22 protein-coding genes and 1 pseudogene are annotated in these 18,363 nt (G+C 65.2%); 9 read left to right on the top strand and 14 right to left on the bottom strand.

The window, feature by feature from the left end; genetic code table 11:
- Positions 1-137 precede the first annotated feature (137 nt).
- Positions 138-983, top strand: a complete 846-nt coding sequence (gene cysE / locus AC1DR6_RS06755) for a serine O-acetyltransferase (protein WP_476828406.1) — start codon at positions 138-140, stop codon at positions 981-983.
- Here the strand turns inward: cysE and AC1DR6_RS06760 are convergent.
- Entirely contained in the window at positions 974-1,861 is an 888-nt protein-coding gene (locus tag AC1DR6_RS06760; protein WP_476828407.1) for a LysR family transcriptional regulator, read from the bottom strand. The two genes, cysE and AC1DR6_RS06760, sit on opposite strands and share 10 nt — an antisense overlap.
- 117 nt (positions 1,862-1,978) lie before the next feature.
- On the opposite strand from AC1DR6_RS06760, the gene AC1DR6_RS06765 reads away from it, so the two are divergent.
- Entirely contained in the window at positions 1,979-3,301 is a 1,323-nt protein-coding gene (locus AC1DR6_RS06765; protein ID WP_476828408.1) for an aminotransferase class I/II-fold pyridoxal phosphate-dependent enzyme, read from the top strand.
- A 4-nt stretch (positions 3,302-3,305) separates the two neighbouring features.
- Here the strand turns inward: AC1DR6_RS06765 and prmB are convergent, their stop codons facing one another.
- From prmB to AC1DR6_RS06780, 3 genes are all read right to left on the bottom strand, one after another.
- On the bottom strand, positions 3,306-4,208 hold the full coding sequence (gene prmB, locus AC1DR6_RS06770) for a 50S ribosomal protein L3 N(5)-glutamine methyltransferase (RefSeq protein ID WP_476828409.1): 903 nt from the start codon (positions 4,206-4,208) through the stop codon (positions 3,306-3,308).
- Positions 4,209-4,281: 73 nt separating this feature from the next.
- Positions 4,282-4,674, bottom strand: a complete 393-nt coding sequence (locus AC1DR6_RS06775) for a GFA family protein (protein ID WP_476828410.1) — start codon at positions 4,672-4,674, stop codon at positions 4,282-4,284.
- Positions 4,675-4,742: 68 nt separating this feature from the next.
- A complete protein-coding gene (locus AC1DR6_RS06780; RefSeq protein ID WP_476828411.1) occupies positions 4,743-6,122 on the bottom strand; it encodes a serine hydrolase domain-containing protein in 1,380 nt (459 codons plus the stop codon).
- Between the two features lie 154 nt (positions 6,123-6,276).
- On the opposite strand from AC1DR6_RS06780, the gene AC1DR6_RS06785 reads away from it, so the two are divergent.
- Complete coding sequence (locus AC1DR6_RS06785) at positions 6,277-6,495, top strand: DUF3126 family protein (RefSeq protein WP_476828412.1); 219 nt, start codon at positions 6,277-6,279, stop codon at positions 6,493-6,495.
- Positions 6,496-6,510: 15 nt separating this feature from the next.
- Here AC1DR6_RS06785 and AC1DR6_RS06790 read toward each other — a convergent pair whose 3' ends face one another.
- Positions 6,511-7,230 (bottom strand): hypothetical protein, encoded by a 720-nt coding sequence (locus AC1DR6_RS06790; RefSeq protein WP_476828413.1) that lies wholly within the window; start codon positions 7,228-7,230, stop codon positions 6,511-6,513.
- A 78-nt stretch (positions 7,231-7,308) separates the two neighbouring features.
- On the bottom strand, positions 7,309-8,577 hold the full coding sequence (locus tag AC1DR6_RS06795; RefSeq protein WP_476828414.1) for a GGDEF domain-containing protein: 1,269 nt from the start codon (positions 8,575-8,577) through the stop codon (positions 7,309-7,311).
- Positions 8,578-8,844: 267 nt separating this feature from the next.
- Between AC1DR6_RS06795 and AC1DR6_RS06800 the strand changes: the two genes are divergently transcribed.
- The gene (locus tag AC1DR6_RS06800) at positions 8,845-9,171 is read left to right on the top strand and encodes a DUF6949 family protein (RefSeq protein ID WP_476828415.1); all 327 of its coding nucleotides are present in this window, start codon (positions 8,845-8,847) and stop codon (positions 9,169-9,171) included.
- Positions 9,172-9,265: 94 nt separating this feature from the next.
- Positions 9,266-9,796: a gamma carbonic anhydrase family protein gene (locus AC1DR6_RS06805; RefSeq protein WP_476828416.1), complete on the top strand. Its 531-nt coding sequence runs from the start codon at positions 9,266-9,268 to the stop codon at positions 9,794-9,796.
- Between the two features lie 138 nt (positions 9,797-9,934).
- Here the strand turns inward: AC1DR6_RS06805 and AC1DR6_RS06810 are convergent, their stop codons facing one another.
- The 3 genes from AC1DR6_RS06810 to AC1DR6_RS06820 form a co-directional block, all read right to left on the bottom strand.
- The gene (locus AC1DR6_RS06810; protein ID WP_476828417.1) at positions 9,935-10,582 is read right to left on the bottom strand and encodes a transglutaminase-like cysteine peptidase; all 648 of its coding nucleotides are present in this window, start codon (positions 10,580-10,582) and stop codon (positions 9,935-9,937) included.
- A gap of 543 nt (positions 10,583-11,125) precedes the next feature.
- Complete coding sequence (locus tag AC1DR6_RS06815; protein ID WP_476828418.1) at positions 11,126-11,740, bottom strand: PilZ domain-containing protein; 615 nt, start codon at positions 11,738-11,740, stop codon at positions 11,126-11,128.
- Positions 11,741-11,820: 80 nt separating this feature from the next.
- Complete coding sequence (locus AC1DR6_RS06820; RefSeq protein ID WP_476828419.1) at positions 11,821-12,396, bottom strand: PAS domain-containing protein; 576 nt, start codon at positions 12,394-12,396, stop codon at positions 11,821-11,823.
- Between the two features lie 279 nt (positions 12,397-12,675).
- Here AC1DR6_RS06820 and AC1DR6_RS06825 point away from each other — a divergent pair, with 279 nt between their 5' ends.
- Positions 12,676-13,488: a rhomboid family intramembrane serine protease gene (locus tag AC1DR6_RS06825; protein ID WP_476828420.1), complete on the top strand. Its 813-nt coding sequence runs from the start codon at positions 12,676-12,678 to the stop codon at positions 13,486-13,488.
- 160 nt (positions 13,489-13,648) lie between these two features.
- Entirely contained in the window at positions 13,649-14,080 is a 432-nt protein-coding gene (locus AC1DR6_RS06830; protein WP_476828421.1) for a CBS domain-containing protein, read from the top strand.
- A 16-nt stretch (positions 14,081-14,096) separates the two neighbouring features.
- Here AC1DR6_RS06830 and AC1DR6_RS06835 read toward each other — a convergent pair whose 3' ends face one another.
- From AC1DR6_RS06835 to folE, 3 genes are all read right to left on the bottom strand, one after another.
- Positions 14,097-15,104, bottom strand: a complete 1,008-nt coding sequence (locus AC1DR6_RS06835; protein ID WP_476828422.1) for a patatin-like phospholipase family protein — start codon at positions 15,102-15,104, stop codon at positions 14,097-14,099.
- Between the two features lie 207 nt (positions 15,105-15,311).
- Positions 15,312-15,719 (bottom strand): phosphoribosyl-AMP cyclohydrolase, encoded by a 408-nt coding sequence (gene hisI, locus AC1DR6_RS06840; RefSeq protein WP_476828423.1) that lies wholly within the window; start codon positions 15,717-15,719, stop codon positions 15,312-15,314.
- Positions 15,716-16,348 carry a GTP cyclohydrolase I FolE gene (gene folE / locus AC1DR6_RS06845; protein ID WP_476828461.1) on the bottom strand — a complete coding sequence of 211 codons (633 nt, stop codon included), beginning with the start codon at positions 16,346-16,348 and terminating at the stop codon, positions 15,716-15,718. The genes hisI and folE overlap by 4 nt, the downstream gene beginning before the upstream one ends.
- Before the next feature lie 174 nt (positions 16,349-16,522).
- Here folE and AC1DR6_RS06850 point away from each other — a divergent pair, with 174 nt between their 5' ends.
- Complete coding sequence (locus AC1DR6_RS06850; protein WP_476828462.1) at positions 16,523-16,969, top strand: iron-sulfur cluster assembly scaffold protein; 447 nt, start codon at positions 16,523-16,525, stop codon at positions 16,967-16,969.
- Here AC1DR6_RS06850 and AC1DR6_RS06855 read toward each other — a convergent pair whose 3' ends face one another.
- Positions 16,970-17,701, bottom strand: a complete 732-nt coding sequence (locus AC1DR6_RS06855) for a phosphatase PAP2 family protein (RefSeq protein ID WP_476828424.1) — start codon at positions 17,699-17,701, stop codon at positions 16,970-16,972.
- Between the two features lie 129 nt (positions 17,702-17,830).
- Between AC1DR6_RS06855 and yidD the strand changes: the two genes are divergently transcribed.
- A complete protein-coding gene (yidD, locus tag AC1DR6_RS06860; RefSeq protein WP_476828425.1) occupies positions 17,831-18,118 on the top strand; it encodes a membrane protein insertion efficiency factor YidD in 288 nt (95 codons plus the stop codon).
- A gap of 9 nt (positions 18,119-18,127) precedes the next feature.
- On the opposite strand, the pseudogene AC1DR6_RS06865 reads toward yidD, so the two are convergent.
- Positions 18,128-18,363: pseudogene (locus AC1DR6_RS06865) on the bottom strand (IS5/IS1182 family transposase); the annotation flags it as partial.

Genomic DNA, 18,363 nt, shown 5'->3' on the forward strand with positions numbered 1-18,363 from the left:
GCCTTGTCGCGGCGGCCTTTCAATCTGATTCAACGTTATCATCTGTAGTCGAGGCCAAACTCGACTTGTGTTTGGCCCTAGGGCGCGAAGCGGTGCTAGAGTGCCGTTCCGCCGAACGCGCGTATCGGAGAACAACCATGCCGGCCGGACGCTCCGTCGCAGAATTCCGTCACCCCGCTCAGGAGCTGGATCGTGTCGATCCGGTCTGGTCGCGGCTGCGCAACGAGGCTGAGGCGGCCATCGTTGCCGAGCCCGCGCTGGGCACGCTCGTGATGACGTCGGTCCTCAACCAATCCAGCTTCGAGGCAGCGGTCGCCCATCGCGTCGCGGCGCGGCTGGGCCACCCCTCCGTCGCGGCGGATCTGATCGAGCAGGCCTTCGGCGAGGCCTTGGCGGACGATGCGAGCATCGGTGCCGGGATGCGGGCGGATGTCGCGGCGGTGCTCGACCGCGACCCGGCCTGCTACCGCGTGCTCGAGCCGGTTCTGTTCTTCAAGGGCTTCCATGCGCTGCAATGCCACCGACTCGCGAACTGGCTGTGGCGGCGCGGCCGGCGCGATTTCGCGCTCTATCTGCAGGCGCGTTCGTCCGAAATTTTCCAGACCGACATCAATCCGGCCGCGATCATCGGCAAGGGCATCTTCCTCGACCACGCCACCGGGCTCGTGGTCGGCGAGACTGCGGTGATCGAGGACAATGTCTCGATGCTTCACGGCGTCACGCTCGGCGGCACCGGCAAGCAAGGCGGCGACCGCCACCCCAAGATTCGCAAGGGCGTGCTGATCGGCGCAGGCGCCAAGATTCTCGGCAACATCGAGGTCGGGCAGTGCAGCCGTGTCGCGGCGGGGTCCGTCGTGCTGCAGCCGGTACCGCGCAACAAGACCGTCGCGGGCGTCCCGGCCAAGGTTGTCGGCGAGGCCGGTTGCGCCGAGCCCTCGCGCTCGATGGACCAGATCGTCGAGGATCGCGGCGCCTATATCTGAGGGCGGAGCATCGGGCGGCCTGCTGCCGAGAGCCAGCGTGAAATCGCCTCGCGTTCGCGGTGGGCGCCGGTTTCGGCGGAGCAAACGAGCGTGAGCGCGTCCCGTGTCGGCATCGCCTGCCGGAAAGGCGCCGTCAGCCTGCCCGCTTCCAGCAGCGGTTCGATGAGACTCAGGCGGCCCATCAGCACGCCGGCGCTGGCCAAAGCGGCGTCGAGAGCCAGACTGTAGAGCGAAAACGCAGGCCCTCGCGCAGCGTCGACAGTCTCGTCCGGAGCGGCAAACGCTAGCCAGCGAGCCCAATCCTCGCGCCAAACCGCATCATGCAGCAGCGTTTCGTGCCGGAGGTCTCCGGGCTTCGCGAGCCGCAGCGCCAGGGCCGGTGTACAGACCGGCAAAATGGCGTCGCTCGCTTCACCGAGGCCGTAGAAGATCGCGAGATCATAAGGCTCGCGGCGCAGATCGGGCGGCGTCTCCATGGCGGTGACCGAGATCTGAAGCTCGGGAAAAGCCTGCTGCAAGGCGGGCAGGCGGGGCGACAGCCAGAGTTGGGCGATGCAGGGCAGCGCGGCGATGGCCAGAGGGCGCAGCGTCTCCGACTGACGCAAGGAGCGGACACCTTGGCCGAGCATGTCGAAGCCGCGCGTCAGGCGTGGCAGCGCCTCGCGCGCGGCGTCCGTCAGCGCCACGCCCTGAGGCAGGCGACGGAAGACGGGAAAACCGAGCCAGGCCTCGAACTGCCGGATCTGCTGCGTCACCGCGCCTGCGGTCACGCCGAGTTCGTCAGCCGCCTTGGCAAAGCTTTCGAGCCGTGCCGCGGCCTCGAAAGCCCGCAGGCCGTTCAGCGAAGGAAGGCGCGGGGCAGGCGGCCTGACAGCCAAGGGTGAGGTCCTCGATCAGCCTGAGAATTCCTCAGCCTTCCCGTGACGATTACTCATTTGCGCGCCGTGTTGCAAAGGGCTGTTATGCACTTGAGCAGGGGATCGAGGGTGATGAGCATGACGGCACTTCAACGACGTGGCTGGGTGCCGCAGGCGAGCGAGGATTTTATCCAGCGCGTTGCCAGTGAGACCGCCGGCCAGCCGCTTGATGCCATCGCGGAACGGATCGCGAGCCTGACGGTGGAAAATCGCGTCATTCACGAACGCGATTGCATCAACCTCAACCCCGCCACCAACATCATGAACCCGAAGGCCGAGGCGCTGCTTTCGGCCGGGATCGGGGCGCGGCCTTCGCTCGGCTATCCCGGCGACAAATACGAGATGGGGCTGGAGGCGATCGAGCAGATCGAGATCATCACGGCCGAGCTCGCCGCCGAGGTCTTCGGCGCGAAATACGCCGAGATTCGCGTCCCATCGGGCGCCATCGCCAATCTCTATGCCTTCATGGTCGCGGCAAAGCCCGGCGATTGCATCATCGCGCCGCCAGGCGAGATCGGCGGCCATGTCACGCATCACGGCGCCGGTGCAGCCGGGCTTTACGGTATCGTCACTCATCCGGCACCGGTCGATGCGACGAACTATACCGTCGATCTCGATCGACTGCGCGCCGACGCTCTGCGACTGCGGCCCAAGATGATCACCATCGGCGGCAGTCTCAATCTCTTTCCCCATCCGATCCGCGAGATCCGCGCCATCGCCGACGAAGTCGGGGCGCTCGTGCTGTTCGATGCGGCGCATATGTCGGGCATGATCGCCGGCCATGGCTGGCAGCAGCCTCTGGAGGAGGGCGCTCATCTGATGACGATGAGCACCTATAAGAGCCTCGGCGGCCCGCCCTCGGGACTGATCGTCACCAACGACGCGGCCATCGCCGAGAAGCTGGATGCCATCGCCTATCCCGGCCTGACAGCGAATTTCGACGCAGCCAAATCGGCCTCGCTCGCGGTTTCGCTGCTCGACTGGAAGGCGTTCGGTCGAGACTACGCGCGAGAGATGGCGCTGACGGCGAAGGCGTTGGCGGCAGGCCTGGCCGAGCGCCAGGTTCCGGTCTTTGCCCGCGATCGCGGCATGACGACCTCGCATCAGTTCGCCATCGAGGCTGCACCTTATGGCGGCGGCCGGGCGGCGGCCAAAAAGCTGCGCGCGATCAACATCCTGTCATGCGGGATCGGGTTGCCGCTGCCGCCCATTGCCGGAGACGTCAACGGTCTGCGGCTGGGGACGCCGGAGATCGTCCGCTTCGGCATGACGGCGGGCGATATGCCCGAGCTTGCGGGTTACATCGCCGAGGGGCTAAACGGCTCGCGCCCGACCGAGGCGGTGGCCAAGGATGTGACCGCGTTTCGCGGGCGCTTCCGCACGCTGCATTTCATGCGCTAAGCGCTCAGCCCGGCAGATCCTCGGCCGTGATCCAGAAGACCTCGGCCTCGCTCTCTTCGGTGTCGAGCCAGATGAAGGGGAGGTCGTATTCGGCTTCGAGCGCCTCGCGCCCGGTGCCGACCTCGCAGAGCAGCGCGCCGCCGGGATGAAGATAGCCGCTGGCCTGCGCGAGGATGCGGCGGACGAGGTCCAGCCCATCGGCGCCCGCGATATGGGCCATCTCGGGCTCCGCCGCATATTCCGGAGGGAAGGCGGCGACCTCCTGCGAGGTCACATAGGGCGGATTGGCGATGATGAGATCGTAGCGCCGTCCGTCCACCGGGGAGAACAGATCGCCCCGATGCAGGTGCACGCGCTCGCCCATGGCGTAATCGGCGACGTTGAGCTTCGCGACATCCAACGCGTCCGATGACAGCTCGACGGCATCGACCGTCGCGTTCGGAAAGCGGCCGGCGGCGATGATGGCGAGGCAGGCCGAGCCCGTGCAGAGATCGAGCGCGCTGCCGATCGCCTCGGGTTCGGACACCAAGCCGAACCCATCCGCCTCCAAAGCACCGCGCATCAGCAATTCGCCGATATAGGAGCGCGGCACGATGACCCGTTCGTCGACGCGAAAGCCGAGGCCGTGGATATAGGCGCGGCCGACGAGATAGGCGGCGGGCTTGCGCGTGGTGACGCGTGCCTCGATCAGATCGAGCAGACGGCGGCGCTCATCGCGCGTGAGGCGGGCGTCCAGCCAGGGATTGATATCGTCGACCGGTAGCTTCAGCGCTTCCAGCAGCAGGAAGGCGGCTTCGTCGAGCGCGTTGGTAGTCCCATGGCCGAAGCTGAGGCCCGCCGCATTGAAGCGCGAGACGGCAAAGCGCAGCAGATCGCGCAGCGTGATGAGGTCGTCGATGGCGGTCATGAGCGGGTCCGGCGTGGTTGCCGCCTCTTACAGCCGGGCGGGGCGGTGCGCCAGCCGTGCCCCCGAAGCGCGGTCATTCCTCGGAACGGCCCGTTCCCTCGCGGTCGCGCTCGTAATGCCGGGCCAGTTGGAAAGGTGGCAGCCAGCCTTCGCGACGGAGAGTCCAGAGTTCGTAGGTCGGCTTGAACAGGTCGATCTCGTCAAACGCACCGAGGTTCAGCTCGATCTCGTCACCGCTTCGCGCAAAGATTTGCGACCCGCAGCGCGGGCAAAAATGCCTGCCGGCATAGTCCCGCGTCTCGCCCGCGACCTTCACCGCATCCTGCGGAAAGATCGCCGAGGCATGAAACAGCGTGCCATGATGCTTGCGGCAATCGAGGCAGTGGCAGATCCCGACGCGATAGGGACGGCCCTCCGCCGCGAAACGCACATCACCGCAGCGGCAGCCACCAGTCAGGTGTTCCATGATCGTGCCTTTCCTTGCCGTCGCGAGAGCAGCCTCCGATCTGGATCAGCCCGTGAACGGCCTCGGTTTCAGGTGTTGGCGGCGGCTCCATAACGGGTCAGCATCTCGGCCTTCATCGCCTCTTCCTCATCCAGACGGCCGCCGCCGAGCCGGACGGAAATCACCTTGCCCGCTTCGTCGCGGACGAGGAAGGCCGGCTCGCCCGGGCTGCTAAAGCCGGAGGCCCGCGTGACGCTGCCCTTGTCAGGGCTCTCCAGCGTCACCTCGACGGCGTCCAGGAAGGGCGTGAACAATGCGGGATTCGCGATCAGGATCCGGCCGGACATCGGCACGACGTCCTGCGCTCCCCAGATCGACCAGCCGCGGCGACGCCAGTCGCCGGTCGAGGCCGGCGGCGCGCCGCGCTCGGCGAAAGTCTTGAGGATATGGGCGATCCCGTCGAGCCAGGGATGGGCGAGGCCGTCGATCGCATTGGTCAAAACGCTGACGGCGAGGCCCTGCTTCGGGAAGACGCAAGTGCGGGTGATGAAGCCCTGGAAGCCGCCGGAATGACCGAACCAGCGCCAGTCGCAGTCACCGCCGGAGATCGTGCCGAGGCCGTAGTGACGGCCGAGCGCCGATTCCTCGTCCGGCCAAAGCCGGCGGCTCATCTCGCGCCGGCTGAGCGGAGAGAGAATAGACGGCTCGGACTCTGGAGAAAGCTGGGCGAAATAGCGGGCGGTATCGGCGGCGGTGGCGACGAAGCCGGCCGCCGAGATCATGGCCCGGCAGGGATTGTCGCCGGGGATGACGACACGCCGGCCAAGCGGCTCCCTGCCGCTATGGCCCTTCGCCATCGGGCGCCCGCCCCAGAGCTCGATATCGGGCTTGGTCTCGGCCAGCCCCACCTTGGTGACGACCTCGTCGGTGATCCATTCGGGATAGCTCTGCCCCGTCACCGCCTCGATAACGAGGCCGAGCAGGCCGAAGCCATGATTGGAGTATTTGAAGCGCTGGGCGGCGGGGAAGACCGGGGGCGCAGCGAGGTCGGCCAGCAGCTCGGCCTTCTCGCAATAGGGCTTGCGGTCGAGGAACTGGCCGGCATCCGGGCCATCGCGGGTGAGACCCGCGCTGTTGGAGAGGAGCTGGCCGATGGTCACGGCCGCGATCTCCGGGTGAAGCCCGTCGATCAACGTGCCGACCTTTTCGTCGAGCCGGAGCGTTCCGTCCTCGACGAGGCGCAGGATGCCGGCGGATGTAAAGCTCTTGGAATGGGAGGCGATCCGGAAGCCGTGACGCGGCGTCAAAGCCTCGCCCGTCGCAAGATCGGCACTGCCGAAAGCGGCCTCAAGCACGATCTCTGTGCCCTCGGTGATGGCGATCGAGACGCCGGGCTGGTCGTGGAGTCGCCGTTGGAAAGCGAGCCAGCTTTCGACATAGGAGAGGGCGGGAGGGAGCCAGGGCTTCATCGGTTCTGATCCATGCAGGCGCGTTTCTGACGTCATGCTAAGGGTCATGGATCATGGCGCAAGCAGCGTCAGCGAAGGGCGCGGTTGCCCGCTTTTGCTTGCCCTCTCCGCCTTGGCATGGCATCGCTCCGGCCAATCGAAAGGGACCTGAACCGTGGACAAGACAGAACTCGCCAAGCTGCAGGACTATCTCCGCAAGACCTTCAACAACGGCAATATCAGCGTGCGCGCGCGGATGAAGAAGAACGATTCGGCCGAAGTCTATATGGGCGAAGAGTATATCGGCATCATCCATGTCGACGACGAGGACGGTGATCGCTCGTTCAACTTCACCATGGCGATCCTCGACGTCGACCTCGAAGGCGAGGTTTAAGGCGCGCTCGCGGGCCTATCGGATCAGTCCGTCGAGCGTGCGACGAACACCGCCGAGCATCACTGCCCAGTCTGCGATGATGCCGCGAGGAAAGCGGACGTTCACGTCCATGCCGCGATGTTGGAAGGTGACGCGACAGGGTTCGTCGAGATTGCTGCCGGTGTCGACGGGGCAGCGTGCCGCGAAGCCACGCCCATCGGGCACCGAGACGTAGAACTCGTCGCCCTCGAACGGCGAGCCCTTGCGAAAGCCGCGCACGACGAGCCCGCCGGGATTGGACCACACGGTCGGAGTCAGGAAGCGGGCATAGGTGGCGAGCTGGCGGGCGGGCTCGTTGACCTTGTCGGGCGGGCTAAGCGTGATCAGCAGGCGACGCTTGTCTTGCGGATGGGCCGGTCCGAGGCTGGGCCAGTCGAGCCGCAAACGCGCCATGCCCACGAGCCTGCCGGTGCCGTCGTTCTCGTCGAGACCGGTCAGTTCCTTTGGAATGGCCAGCGAGACATCACCGACACGGGCTGGCTGCAGGGTCTCCACAGGCTCCGGCCGGCGATGGGTGAGGTAGACCGCAAGCGCGGTTGCTCCCGCGCCTGCCGCCATGATCAGGAGCGCGGCTTTCAACAGGGCGCTATCGCCGCGCGGCAGCGGTGGGGCTGCGCGTTGCAGGCGCATCCGGACCATCGAGGTCAGGGCTGCGGCCTGATGCCCGGGTAGGTGATGGGGAAGCGACGCGGTCATGTCCGGAGATCTCGCAACGGGTAACACCGCCACTGAATCACTCCGCGCTTAACGCGGCGTAAACCATAAGCCGACGGCTCAGCCGTTCATCGCCGGTAACGACGCCGCATTCCCGACCACGCGGTCGCGTCCTTGCCGCTTGGCCTCGTAAAGGTGCCGGTCAGCATGGGCGGTCAGTTCGCGCATATTGCCGGCGTCGTCCGGATAACTTGCGAGACCGATGCTCACGGTGGGCGCAGCTGCGAATTCGGCTGCGAGCGTGCGCTGGACGGAGGCTCGCAGCCGGTCGGCATAGGCGATCGCGGCCGGGTGCGGCATGTTCTCGCAGAGGATGACGAACTCCTCCCCGCCATAGCGGAAGATCCGGTCCTCGCTGCGCATCTCGGCGCGCAGGCATTCGACGATCCGTGTCAGCACTTCGTCGCCGGTGACATGGCCGTAGCGGTCGTTGATGCTCTTGAAGTGGTCGACATCGACGAGAGCCAAGGTCAGCGGCCGTTTCATGGCAGCCGCGCGGCCGAGCATGGCAAGGCCGACCGTGTCGAAACGCTCGCGCGTAAGCGCGCCGGTGAGAGCGTCTCGTCCGCTTGTGCCCAGCAGCTCCTCGTATTTGCGGCGATAAGTGAGCTTGTGAAAGATGTCGGACAGCGGCAAGGGCGGGGCCTCGACTACATTGCGCTCGAAGACGGACAGGTAGAGCGCCATCAACGCGCTGTAGACCAGAGCTGCAGCCATCTTGGCGATCCAGCCGCCGATGAGCGCTTCCCAAGGCGTTCCGGCGATGTAGTGCAGGCCGATGAAGAAGCCGATCTGATCGAAGCTCAGGATCAGCGCGAGACTGATCGCCGCCCGCATCACGACCGAGCGCGGCAGCCAGACATGCAGCTTCTCGTACAACAGGATGATCGCGATCGAATCGACGAACAGAAGCGAGGTGCCCCAGATCATCAGGGCCCCCATCTGGTCGATCAGGACGAGATCGGGATTGTAGCCGGGCAAGGAAACCGGAGCGCCGTAAAGCCGCAGCGTCAGGACCAGCGCGACCATCAGGAAATTGCCGATCAGCAGGCCATAGATCGGCTGCCGGACGATCTCCGCGTCCTCCCGAATATAAAACAGCAGGATGATCGCGAGCTTGCCGGAAAACAAGACGGTCGAGCCCGGCGAGATCAGCCCGAAAGGCAACTGGATGAAAAAGACGGCGGCGAGGTAGGTTTCGAGGAAGTGCATCACGCCGAGCGCGCAGAGAAACGCGCCGAGGCCCATCGCGTGACGCAGGCGAAACAGCCCGGCCATCACGGAGAAATAAATCAAGGCCTGAGCCAGAAGCAGCGTGATGCCGGACATTGTTGATCAGTCAGTGGCGATCCTTACGCTACGGGACCAGAACCGCCTTGCTCGTCAAGCACCTAGACCGACAACCCCGCATTTCGCAATCGACTGTGATGCCGCGAACACGTTTGAAGTGCATCCGCGAAAGGATTATTTGCCGCTGGCGCGATATTGCCAAGAATTCGTTAACGATGTTCGTTTACCATTCGTTAAGACTTGGCTTCATTCCTTGTAAACCATGAGGCAGGGTGCCGGCGTTCGTTCGCTGCGAAAGGCCGCCTCGTGATCATCCAGCCCGCCGCGTTCGAAGCTTTGAAATCGCTGGTTATCGGATTCGCTTTTGCGGGGCTGCTCGCCAGTGCCTTCGAGTTGTTCACGGAGCGCAGGGCCGATTTCAAGCTGCTGCAGGCGGGAGGGCTGGCGGCCGTCGCCAGCGTACCGGTCGTGATCTTCAGCGCGCCCTTCCTGATCCTGCGCAACACCGTGCGGGGCAGCCGTATCGAAGGGCGGCCGTTCCTATTCGTGATGCTGGCGAGCCTGATCGCGGGGGCATGGAGCATGGCCTCGGGCCGCGTGGTGCTAGACCTGCTTCAAGTCATCGCTGCTTGACGAGGGCGCGGCGGCTGCTTCAATCCTGAGCCTGCCGGCTGCGGCCCATCCTCTGGGCCGAGCTGGCATTTTCCGGCTCTGAAGGGACGCTCTCATGCCACTGTATACGCTCGACGGACTGGGGCCCGAGACGCCGACTGAGGGAACGTGGTGGCTGGCGCCGGACGCTCATGTCGTCGGTCGTGTGCGGCTCGCAGCCGGGGTCGGTATCTGGTTTGGGGCCGTGCTGCGCGGCGACAATGAATGGATCGACATCGGCGAGAACAGCAACATTCAGGAAGGCTGCGTGCTGCACACCGATATGAGGTTTCCGCTCACGGTCGGTCCGGGTTGTACCATCGGGCATCGCGCCATCCTTCATGGCTGCACGATCGGGGAGAACAGCCTTGTCGGAATGGGAGCGACGGTACTGAACGGTGCCAGCATCGGCCGCAACAGCCTGGTCGGCGCCAATGCGCTGGTGACGGAAGGCAAGGTTTTTCCGGACAATTCGCTCATCGTCGGCTCTCCGGCCCGCGCGATCCGGACACTCGACGCCGAAGCCACTGAGGGGATCGCTGCTTCGGCGCGGGGCTATGTGGCGCGCTGGCGGCAGTTCGCGGCCGGTTTGAGGCGAATCGATTGATCTAAAAGAAGCGGGCCGGCTTTCCTGCGGTGGAAAGCCGGCCCTTCAAGCGAGACCCGATCTGGGACGGGTGGGTGGGGACGTGACCCGGTCTCGCCTTTTCGTTTCGCAGCGCGTGGGCACAGCGGGATAATTCGGTCAGCGCTGGACGGATGCCACCGTCGGGGACTGCTGGCCGCCGAGCGAGGTCCAGCCGGTCTGGTACTGCGACTCGCGCTTGACGTAGACGTAGCCGGTCTGGTTCCAGGGCAGGATGGCGTTGCGCTTGTTGTCGAGGATGAAGTCGCCCTTGTCGGTGCGGATCATCAGTACGGCGTGACCGGCGTTCTCCTCGTCGATCACGACCGTGACCAGCATGGCGCGGCGCGGCAGGCCTGCCTCGGCCAGACGCTTGCGCTTCAGGAGCACGTAATCCTCGCAGTCGCCCTTGCCGTCGGTCGGGATATCCCAATGGTCGACGACGCCCCAATGCTCCTCGTCCGTGACCGGCTCGATCTCACGGTTGACCTTGCCGTTGATGGCGACGATCGCCTTCCAGCTCTTCGCATTCAGCTCGATGCGGTCGGCCTCGCGGGTGTCGAGACGGCACTCGGCCGGCATGCGCTTGCAGAAATCGACCCAGGCATAAGGAGCGCGTGCCTCGCCGACGGCGGTGGCCGGCGCGCTGGCGACCGGGATGCCGGGCGCGCTCTGTGCCTGGGCGCTGCCGGTCGAACCGAAGACCAGTACCACCGCAAGAGCAGCCCCGGCCAAGCTGCGGAGGCGTTCAAATCCAGTTGAAAACATGTCGTCCCCTTTCTGTCCCGGGGAGACGATGGCGCGATGCCGATGGACTTCACTTGAAATGAAACCATCAAATTGTCTGTATTCGCCGCTGGTCATGCGTAGAAGACGATCAGCATCAACCTGCTTCAAATCGCGAAGTAACGATTTTCGACGAACGCGCAATACAAAATTAACGATTGAGGATCGGTTTCGCCTTAGGGTTTGATTAAGTTACTTGATCGTTACCGACAGGGCGAGAGGCGGACGCGGATTTCCGGAACTTGTCCAGAGCTTTCGGAGCCGTCGGATTTGGCCGCAGGGCGGCAGTCGCCCGACCTGAGGCTCAGGTCAGTCAGGTCAGGTCAGGTCATCGGCTATCGGTGAGGATTGCAGGAGCTGCCGGCTCGGGCATGCGTGAGCGCTCAGGAGCCCTCAACGGATCTTATCCGCGCAGCCTCTGCCTGAGCACGTGTCGAAGGATAGCGGGAAGGCGTCGAGCGTCCGGAACGCCGGCGAGACGAACCTCGCCCTGGCATGAAGGCTCAGGCCGCGCTGGAGCGACCTTCAGAGTTCGAGATTTTCGTCCAGGAGATCGGGCGAGAGCGGGAAGCGGAACTCCAGGCCATACCCGCCGTCGAAGGGACGCACGATGCGTGCCGGAGTCGAGCCGATGCGGACAGACGCGCCGATCGGAAGCGCGACATCGCTCGAGATCGCCGCGCCCGAAAGCGAGATGTCGATCACCCGCACCACAAGCTCCGTGCCGTCTTCCATGAACAGGGTCGTGCGCGGGTTACGCGGGACGATGCGTTCGTGGCGACGGTCCTCGGGCAGGCCGAGTTCCTCGCGATTGGCGAGCCAGGTCAGCTGGGCGGTGAATTTCTCGCGCTTGCGGCTGGTCGCGGTGATGGTCATCGCGAAGCCTTCCATCGTGGTGCGCACGCAGGTGCCCTCGATGCGCCCCAGATGTTCGAGATAGACGATGACGCGTTCGCCCGGTGCGGCTTTGGCCGGCGCGGCGACATGAAGGCCGCCGGGAGAAATGTCGACGCTCTGGCAGGGATACTCCATCCGATTCGGCAGCATATAGCGGCCGAGCAGCACCACCTTCATGCGGTGGTGCCGCCTGCGTTCGGCCGGGACGGCCGTCGTCCGGGGCTTTTGGAGCGCGCTCAACATCATGACCAGCCTGAATTCAAGGCCGATCCTAGGAACTCGCGGTTAACGGAACGTGTGGTTGCCGTCGATTGCGTTTACGATCAGGCGCGGCCGCCGGGCAAAACCACCAGCCGGGGAGGCCCGGCGCGCTGAGGTTCGGGGTTGGCAGGGCGCGACGACGCGGCCGGCCACAGCATCCGCAGCGAGATCATCCGCATGCCCGCGACGGTGTCGAGGCCGAGCCAGTGCGGCGACAAGGCCGGTGAAAGCGAGCCGAGCACGCGTGCGTGAGTCCTGCCCCGATAGCGCAGCGGCAGGAGCAGCAGCTCGAGATAGACAGGGACGCCCGCAGCAGTCTCGCCCGAAAGCCCCGCAACCGCGCCGGCACTTTCATCCATCACCGTCTGGACCAGCCGGCGCATGTCGGCCTGCGATTCCACGTCCGGCCACAGCGCGGTGAAGGGGCGGCCCCGCAACTCATGGCCGATCAGCGCGCAAAGCCGCGTGCCGGCGAGACGGAAGACCGGCCCGATCGGCTCGTTTTCCAGCACGAACGTGTCCGCCAAAGCGTGGCGCAGCTCGCCAGGCTCGATTTCGCCGCGCTCGGGCGCGGAGCGCTCTCCGCGCAGCTTGTCCCAATAGTCGAAGACCAGCTTTGTGCTTGTATTCTTCATCATCGCCCAATTCAGCCAGCGTCCTCCTTCCTGTTCGGCCCTGCGTACCGTAGCGGTGCAGAATCGTTCGATCGGGGGACGAATCAGTCCTTCAGGGAATCGAGGACGCATTCGCCATGCCGTCTTGCCACCACAGGGCAAGTCGGAGGAGGCGAGCGGATCGTTAGGGTTAATCCCGCGTTAACGTTGTGGATGATCGATAAAATGCATCGCAATGGCCGTCGGCGAGTGCTGCTCGATTGACCTTGCGCGACCTCCCGGCTTCGGCAACTGTTGCACCCGATGGCCCCTTACGATCCCCGCCCGCCGGCACGCGAGCCCGCGCTCAACCTGCCCTCCGTCATTGTCTGGCTGCTGGCCATCCTCGCGGCGATCCAGGCCGCCAGGGGCCTCCTGTCGGATTATGACGACTATGTCGTGATGTCCTGGCTCGCCTTCGTGCCGGCTCGGCTGACGCTGTGGCTTTCGCCGGATCGCCTGAACGAGGTGGTCAATGCGATCGCCCAGTCGACCGCAGGACAGGACGTCGCCGACCGGCTGCAACTGGTGCGACTGCTGCTCGCGGATGGTGGTGTGCGGCTCTGGACCGTGCTGACCTATGGGTTCCTGCATGGCTCGTGGCTGCATCTGGCCTCCAATGGGCTGTGGCTTGCCGCCTTCGGCAGCCCCGTCGCCAGACGTCTCGGGCCTGTTCGCTTTCTCAACCTGCTCGCGCTCTCGACGATTGGCGGCGCGCTGCTGCATTGGTGGACTCGCGATCTCGACGTAGCGCCCCTCGTAGGGGCCTCGGCCGGGATCTCGGGCGCGACGGCGGCGGCGATCCGCTTCGTCTTCGCGCCCGGCCTGCGCTTCGGCGCGCTCGGCAACGACGCCGTCGTGCGCGCCATCCCGATCGAGCCTCTCGGCCAGCTCTGGCGCAATTCGCGCGCGATGCTGTTCACCGCGATCTGGTTTGTCACCAACATCGTATTCGGCGCCGGGCTGGTGCCGATCTTCGGAGACGAGACGAGCATCGCCTGGCAGGCCCATATCGGCGGCTTCGTCGTCGGGCTCCTGCTTTTCCCCCTTTTGGACCATGGGCAACGGCAGGTCTGACGCCGGCTAGCGCCTTGCCTGCGCCGCCGTCTTCGCCCACACTCATGCGTATTGCGACGCGTTTCCGAGCCTGCCCGGCATCGTGAGTTCGCCGGCAGACTGGGAAGCATCCGCGGAAAACGCGCCGGTCAACGGCTGCGTCTGACAGGAGGATCCTTCGATGCATGTCGAGCAGCTTCTCAACGACAAGGGGCACGAGATCGTCTCGGTGCAGCCGCATCGAACGCTGGCCGAGGCGATCAAGACGCTCAGCGAAAAGCGCATCGGTGCCGTGGTGGTGATGGGCGCCGACGGGGCGCTCGTCGGCATTCTCTCCGAGCGCGATATCATCCGGGCACTCGGGGCCAAGGGTGGGGCCGCCCTGGACCATGCGGTGTCGAGCGTGATGACCGCCAAAGTGGTGACCTGCCGGCCCCAGACCAGCGTCGACGAGCTGATGGAGATCATGACGACCGGCCGCTTCCGGCACGTCCCCGTGGTGGAGAACGGCCGCGTCAGCGGCATCGTCTCGATCGGTGACGTGGTGAAGCATCGCGTCGCGTCGATCGAGGCCGAAAGCCAGGCGATGCGCGAATATATCGCGATGGCTTAACGCCGCCGGACGAAGTTCAGCCCGGGGGCAGGTGGTTGGCGGCGACCACCGCCTCGATCTCGTCGAGCGCGCGCTCGGCCGCCTGGCGCCCGAGCGCGATCGTTTCGGCAGCGCGATGGAAGTCGAACAGGCCGACGCGGCCCAGCCGCGGGCCCAGCATGACGTCGGGCGGATCGCCGGCGAGGCGGGAGCGGGAAATCCGATCCTGCGTGATGTTGAAGGCGTCGATCATCACGCCTGCCAGGCCGGGACGGCTCTGGCTAGGTCTGCCGACCAGATTGCGGACCCGCCTCGCGGCGCCGGTGAGGCCGTTGAACCAATGCGACGCAGGGCGCGTCTCCAGCTCCGCGACCAGTTCCTCCACCGGCTCGATATCGGGCTCCGAGCCATGGTTCTGGATGACGGTGCCGCGACCGGCGAGATCGTTGTTGAGGTTTATGCAGATCACGATATCGGCGCCGAGCGCGCGCGCAGCAGTCACGGGAACCGGGTTTACCAGCGCGCCGTCCATCAACCAGCGGCCGCCGAGCTTTACCGGATCGAAGATGCCGGGCAAGGCGTAGGATGCACTGAGCGCCTCGATCAGCGGGCCATGCGTCAACCAGATCTCGTGCCCCGTGCCGAGCTCGGTCGATATCGCGACGAAGCGTTGCTGCAGGTTCTCCAGCCGCATTTCGGCGAGATCGCGCTCCAGCAGGCGCTTGAGCTTGCCGCCGGAAATCAGCCCGGCGCCGCCGATATGGAAATCCATCAGGCCGACGACGCGGCGCTTGGTCAGTCCAACGGCGAATTGCTTGAGTTCATCGAGCTTTCCGGCGGCGTAGCAGCCGCCGACCACCGCCCCGATGGAGGTGCCTGCGATGACCTGCGGCGCGAAGCCTGCCTCGATCAGGACCTCGAGCGCGCCGATATGGGCCCAGCCCCGAGCCGCGCCGCCGCCCAAAGCGAGGCCGATGCGGGGCCGGCTCGACCGATTGGACGCACGGGACGGCTCGGCCGGCTTGACCGCGTGGATATCGTTCATCGCGGTACCGCCGCCTCCGCCGAGACCAAAAGCCCGCCTCGCGACACCGTCCCAGAACATCGGCTCGTGCCCTCCGCTCGTTCAAGCAGGATCGCAGAGCCGGATGAGTGAATGGTGAACGCCGGGCACCATCGCTTATCGCCACCCTTTGACGATCCGGTGAAGGCGCGCGGGAACATCGCAAATCTCTGGAAAGTGAGACAAGAGTCAGGCGAAACGAAGCGGCTCCGAGCCCTGCTCGCGCAGGGGCTGGACGCGGTAGAAGCAGGAGCGCCGCCCGGTGTGGCAGCAGCCGCCATCGCCCGCGACCTTGACCTTGAGCCAAAGCGCGTCCTGATCGCAATCGACCCGCATCTCGACGATGGTCTGGACCTGGCCGGACGTCGCGCCCTTGTGCCAAAGCTCGCGGCGCGAGCGCGACCAGTACCAGGCCTCACCGGTTTCGATCGAGCGCGCGAGGGCTTCGGCGTTCATATGCGCGACCATCAGGACATCGCCGGTTGTGGCGTCGGTCGTGACGCAGGTGACAAGCCCGCTGGCATCGAAGCGCGGGCTCAGAACCGCGCCCTCTTCGAGTGCCTGCTTGTCGGCCGCGGCGGGGAAGCGATCCGTCACAGTCCCGCTGCCTTCGCCATCGTGAAAAACCGGACCTGTTCGGCAGGGTCATCGCGAAAAAGGCCGCGATACTGGCTGGTGATTGTCGAGGAGCCCTGTTTCTGCACGCCGCGCATCGACATGCACATATGCTCGGCCTCGATCAGGACGGCGACGCCGCGCGGCTTCAATCCATCCTCGATCGCATCGGCGATCTGCACCGTCATGGTCTCCTGCGTCTGCAGGCGGCGGGCGAAGACCTCGACCACGCGGGCGAGCTTGGAGAGGCCGACCACGCCGTCCGAGGGGTAATATCCAATATGCGCCTTGCCGACGAAGGGCACCATGTGATGCTCGCAATGCGAATGAAATGGAATGTCTCGCACCAGCACCATGTCGCGATAGCCCTCGACCTCCTCGAAGACACGGTCGAGGATGTCGCGCGCATCCTCGCCATAGCCGCGATAGAATTCGCCATAGGCTTTCACCACGCGCTGCGGCGTCTCGGAAAGACCCTCGCGCGCCGGGTCGTCGCCGGCCCAGCGGATCAGGGTGCGCACGGCCTCCTCGGCCTCTTCGCGCGTCGGCCGCCGGCCGATGATCTTGTCGGCGGCGGGCGATGCCCGGTCGAGCGGCAGGGTCTTGATCACTGAGGTCACGTTTCGCCTCGTATTCGATGCCGGTCGCGCCTTGGAAATCGGGCGCTCGCGGCGGCACGCCGCCATGCGGCGAGAGGAAAGCGTCCATGCCCTCCCGCAGCGCGGCGATCAAGCCTATATTGGGAGACGAAGCCGGGCTTGCCAGCCCGCAACCAGGGCCCTGCCATGCTGGACGACGTCTACAACAAGCGCATTCTCTCGCTCGCGGCCAATATTCCGCTGCTCGAGCGACTGCCGCAACCGGATGCCACCGCGCGGGCGCATTCGAAACTCTGCGGCTCCACCGTGACCGTCGACCTGACCATGGCCGATGATGTCGTGACCGGCTTCGGCCATGAGGTGAAGGCCTGCGCGCTCGGGCAGGCCTCATCCTCGATCATGGCGAGCCATGTCCTCGGCTCGACGGCGGATGAATTGCGGGCGGTTCGCGAGCAGGCGCGCGCGATCCTGAAGGAGAATGGTGAGCCGCCGGACGGCAAATGGGCCGATCTCGCAGTGCTCGTGCCGGTGCGGGATTACAAGGCCCGCCATGCCTCGACCATGCTGACCTTCGACGCGGTGGTCGATGCGATCGACCAGATCGAGGCCAAACGGCGCGAAGCCGCAGCCTGATCACTTCACGCCGAGCGCGACCCTGATCTCAGGGATCGTCTCCTTGAAGCGAACCTGAAACGCCTTGTCCGCCAGGAGAGCCTTGGCGACCGCCCGGCCGACCTTGTCGCCGGCAGCGAGATCGCTCTGGTAGTGAAAACCGCAGATCAGGCGGCTTTCATCATAGCTCTTCACCCGCTCTTCCAGCGCCTCGCTCCGCTCGGGCGCTGCAGCCGTCAACAGATCGGCATAAAGCGCAGCGGTGGCGGCATGGCCGGAAGGGTAAGACGTCCCGTCCGGACGAGCGCCGGGGCAGGGTTTGACGCGGACCTTGTTCCAGACGCTGAACGGACGAGGCCTGCTTGTCAGGCGATGGACGCTCTTCAGCAGGATCGTCAGCTCGATCTGCGCTTCCTTGAACAGAAGCCGGGCTTCGCGATGGGTGTTATCGACATATCGCGTGTCGATGCCGCTGAGGAAGTTGACGAGGCCCTGGCGCTGGTCGGCTATAGCCTGCTTCTCGCGCTCCGGCGTGCGTTCGAGGCTGAGCTTCAACACCTGCTCGTATTCGGCCTTGGCTTCGGGCGTATTCTGCGCCGGAGGCAGACCGATGATCTTGGCGACGTCGAGATGGGCGCCATCGAGCCACAAAAGATTAGCGCGCTGCTGCGCGCCTGCCGCTGTGGCGAGGCCGAGACCCAGCAGAAGACCGCAGCCGGCGAGGGCATGGCGAAGAGTTGAGGCGCGCATCATATTCTGGTTCGATCGAGGAAAGCGGGTGCCACGGAAGCGGGTGCGGTGACGGCAGGGCAAAACAAGCTGGACGATCTATTCGATCATGTCTCTGTTAAGCAAAGATTTTCGCTGCCGCGAATGATCGCGATGCTGCCGCGTCGTGCCGCGCATCTTCTTATCCGTACCTATCAGCTCAGCCTCTCCATGCTCGTCGGCCGCCATTGCCGCCATTGGCCGAGCTGTTCGGCCTATACCGACGAGGCGATCCTGCGCTTTGGGCTGTGGCGCGGCGGCTGGGTCGGGGTCGCCCGGATCTGCCGCTGCCATCCGTGGGGTACGCAAGGTGTCGACATCGTTTGTGAGCAATTACCGCTGCGGACGAAATGGTATCTGCCCTGGCGTTACGGACGTTGGCGCGGGACGAATTCGCCCTAGGGTCTGGACTCATAACCAGTAGCTGACGGTCGCTGCGATGCAGACTGCTGCGAGGAAGTTGACGGCGTTTCGATCGTATCGCGTGGCGACGCGGCGGAAATCCTTGAGGCGGCAGAACATCCGTTCGATGGCGTTGCGGTCGCGGTAGAGGACCGGGGAGAAGCAGTTCTTCCAGCGCCGGTTGGCCTTGGGCGGGATGTTGGGCATGGTGCCGTTCTCCTCGACCTGCCGGCGGATGGCGTTGC

It is taken from the genome of Allobosea sp. P5_A5 (genome assembly GCF_056400625.1).

Bases quoted from the DNA above. Each gene is read 5' to 3' on its own strand.
- cysE (WP_476828406.1), top strand. From the start codon at position 138: ATGCCGGCCGGACGCTCCGTCGCAGAATTCCGTCACCCCGCTCAGGAG.
- AC1DR6_RS06765 (WP_476828408.1), top strand. From the start codon at position 1,979: ATGACGGCACTTCAACGACGTGGCTGGGTGCCGCAGGCGAGCGAGGAT.
- prmB (WP_476828409.1), bottom strand. From the start codon at position 4,208: ATGACCGCCATCGACGACCTCATCACGCTGCGCGATCTGCTGCGCTTT.
- AC1DR6_RS06775 (WP_476828410.1), bottom strand. From the start codon at position 4,674: ATGGAACACCTGACTGGTGGCTGCCGCTGCGGTGATGTGCGTTTCGCG.
- AC1DR6_RS06780 (WP_476828411.1), bottom strand. From the start codon at position 6,122: ATGAAGCCCTGGCTCCCTCCCGCCCTCTCCTATGTCGAAAGCTGGCTC.
- AC1DR6_RS06790 (WP_476828413.1), bottom strand. From the start codon at position 7,230: ATGACCGCGTCGCTTCCCCATCACCTACCCGGGCATCAGGCCGCAGCC.
- AC1DR6_RS06795 (WP_476828414.1), bottom strand. From the start codon at position 8,577: ATGTCCGGCATCACGCTGCTTCTGGCTCAGGCCTTGATTTATTTCTCC.
- AC1DR6_RS06805 (WP_476828416.1), top strand. From the start codon at position 9,266: ATGCCACTGTATACGCTCGACGGACTGGGGCCCGAGACGCCGACTGAG.
- AC1DR6_RS06810 (WP_476828417.1), bottom strand. From the start codon at position 10,582: ATGTTTTCAACTGGATTTGAACGCCTCCGCAGCTTGGCCGGGGCTGCT.
- AC1DR6_RS06815 (WP_476828418.1), bottom strand. From the start codon at position 11,740: ATGTTGAGCGCGCTCCAAAAGCCCCGGACGACGGCCGTCCCGGCCGAA.
- AC1DR6_RS06820 (WP_476828419.1), bottom strand. From the start codon at position 12,396: ATGATGAAGAATACAAGCACAAAGCTGGTCTTCGACTATTGGGACAAG.
- AC1DR6_RS06825 (WP_476828420.1), top strand. From the start codon at position 12,676: ATGGCCCCTTACGATCCCCGCCCGCCGGCACGCGAGCCCGCGCTCAAC.
- AC1DR6_RS06830 (WP_476828421.1), top strand. From the start codon at position 13,649: ATGCATGTCGAGCAGCTTCTCAACGACAAGGGGCACGAGATCGTCTCG.
- AC1DR6_RS06835 (WP_476828422.1), bottom strand. From the start codon at position 15,104: ATGAACGATATCCACGCGGTCAAGCCGGCCGAGCCGTCCCGTGCGTCC.
- AC1DR6_RS06850 (WP_476828462.1), top strand. From the start codon at position 16,523: ATGCTGGACGACGTCTACAACAAGCGCATTCTCTCGCTCGCGGCCAAT.
- AC1DR6_RS06855 (WP_476828424.1), bottom strand. From the start codon at position 17,701: ATGATGCGCGCCTCAACTCTTCGCCATGCCCTCGCCGGCTGCGGTCTT.
- yidD (WP_476828425.1), top strand. From the start codon at position 17,831: ATGCTGCCGCGTCGTGCCGCGCATCTTCTTATCCGTACCTATCAGCTC.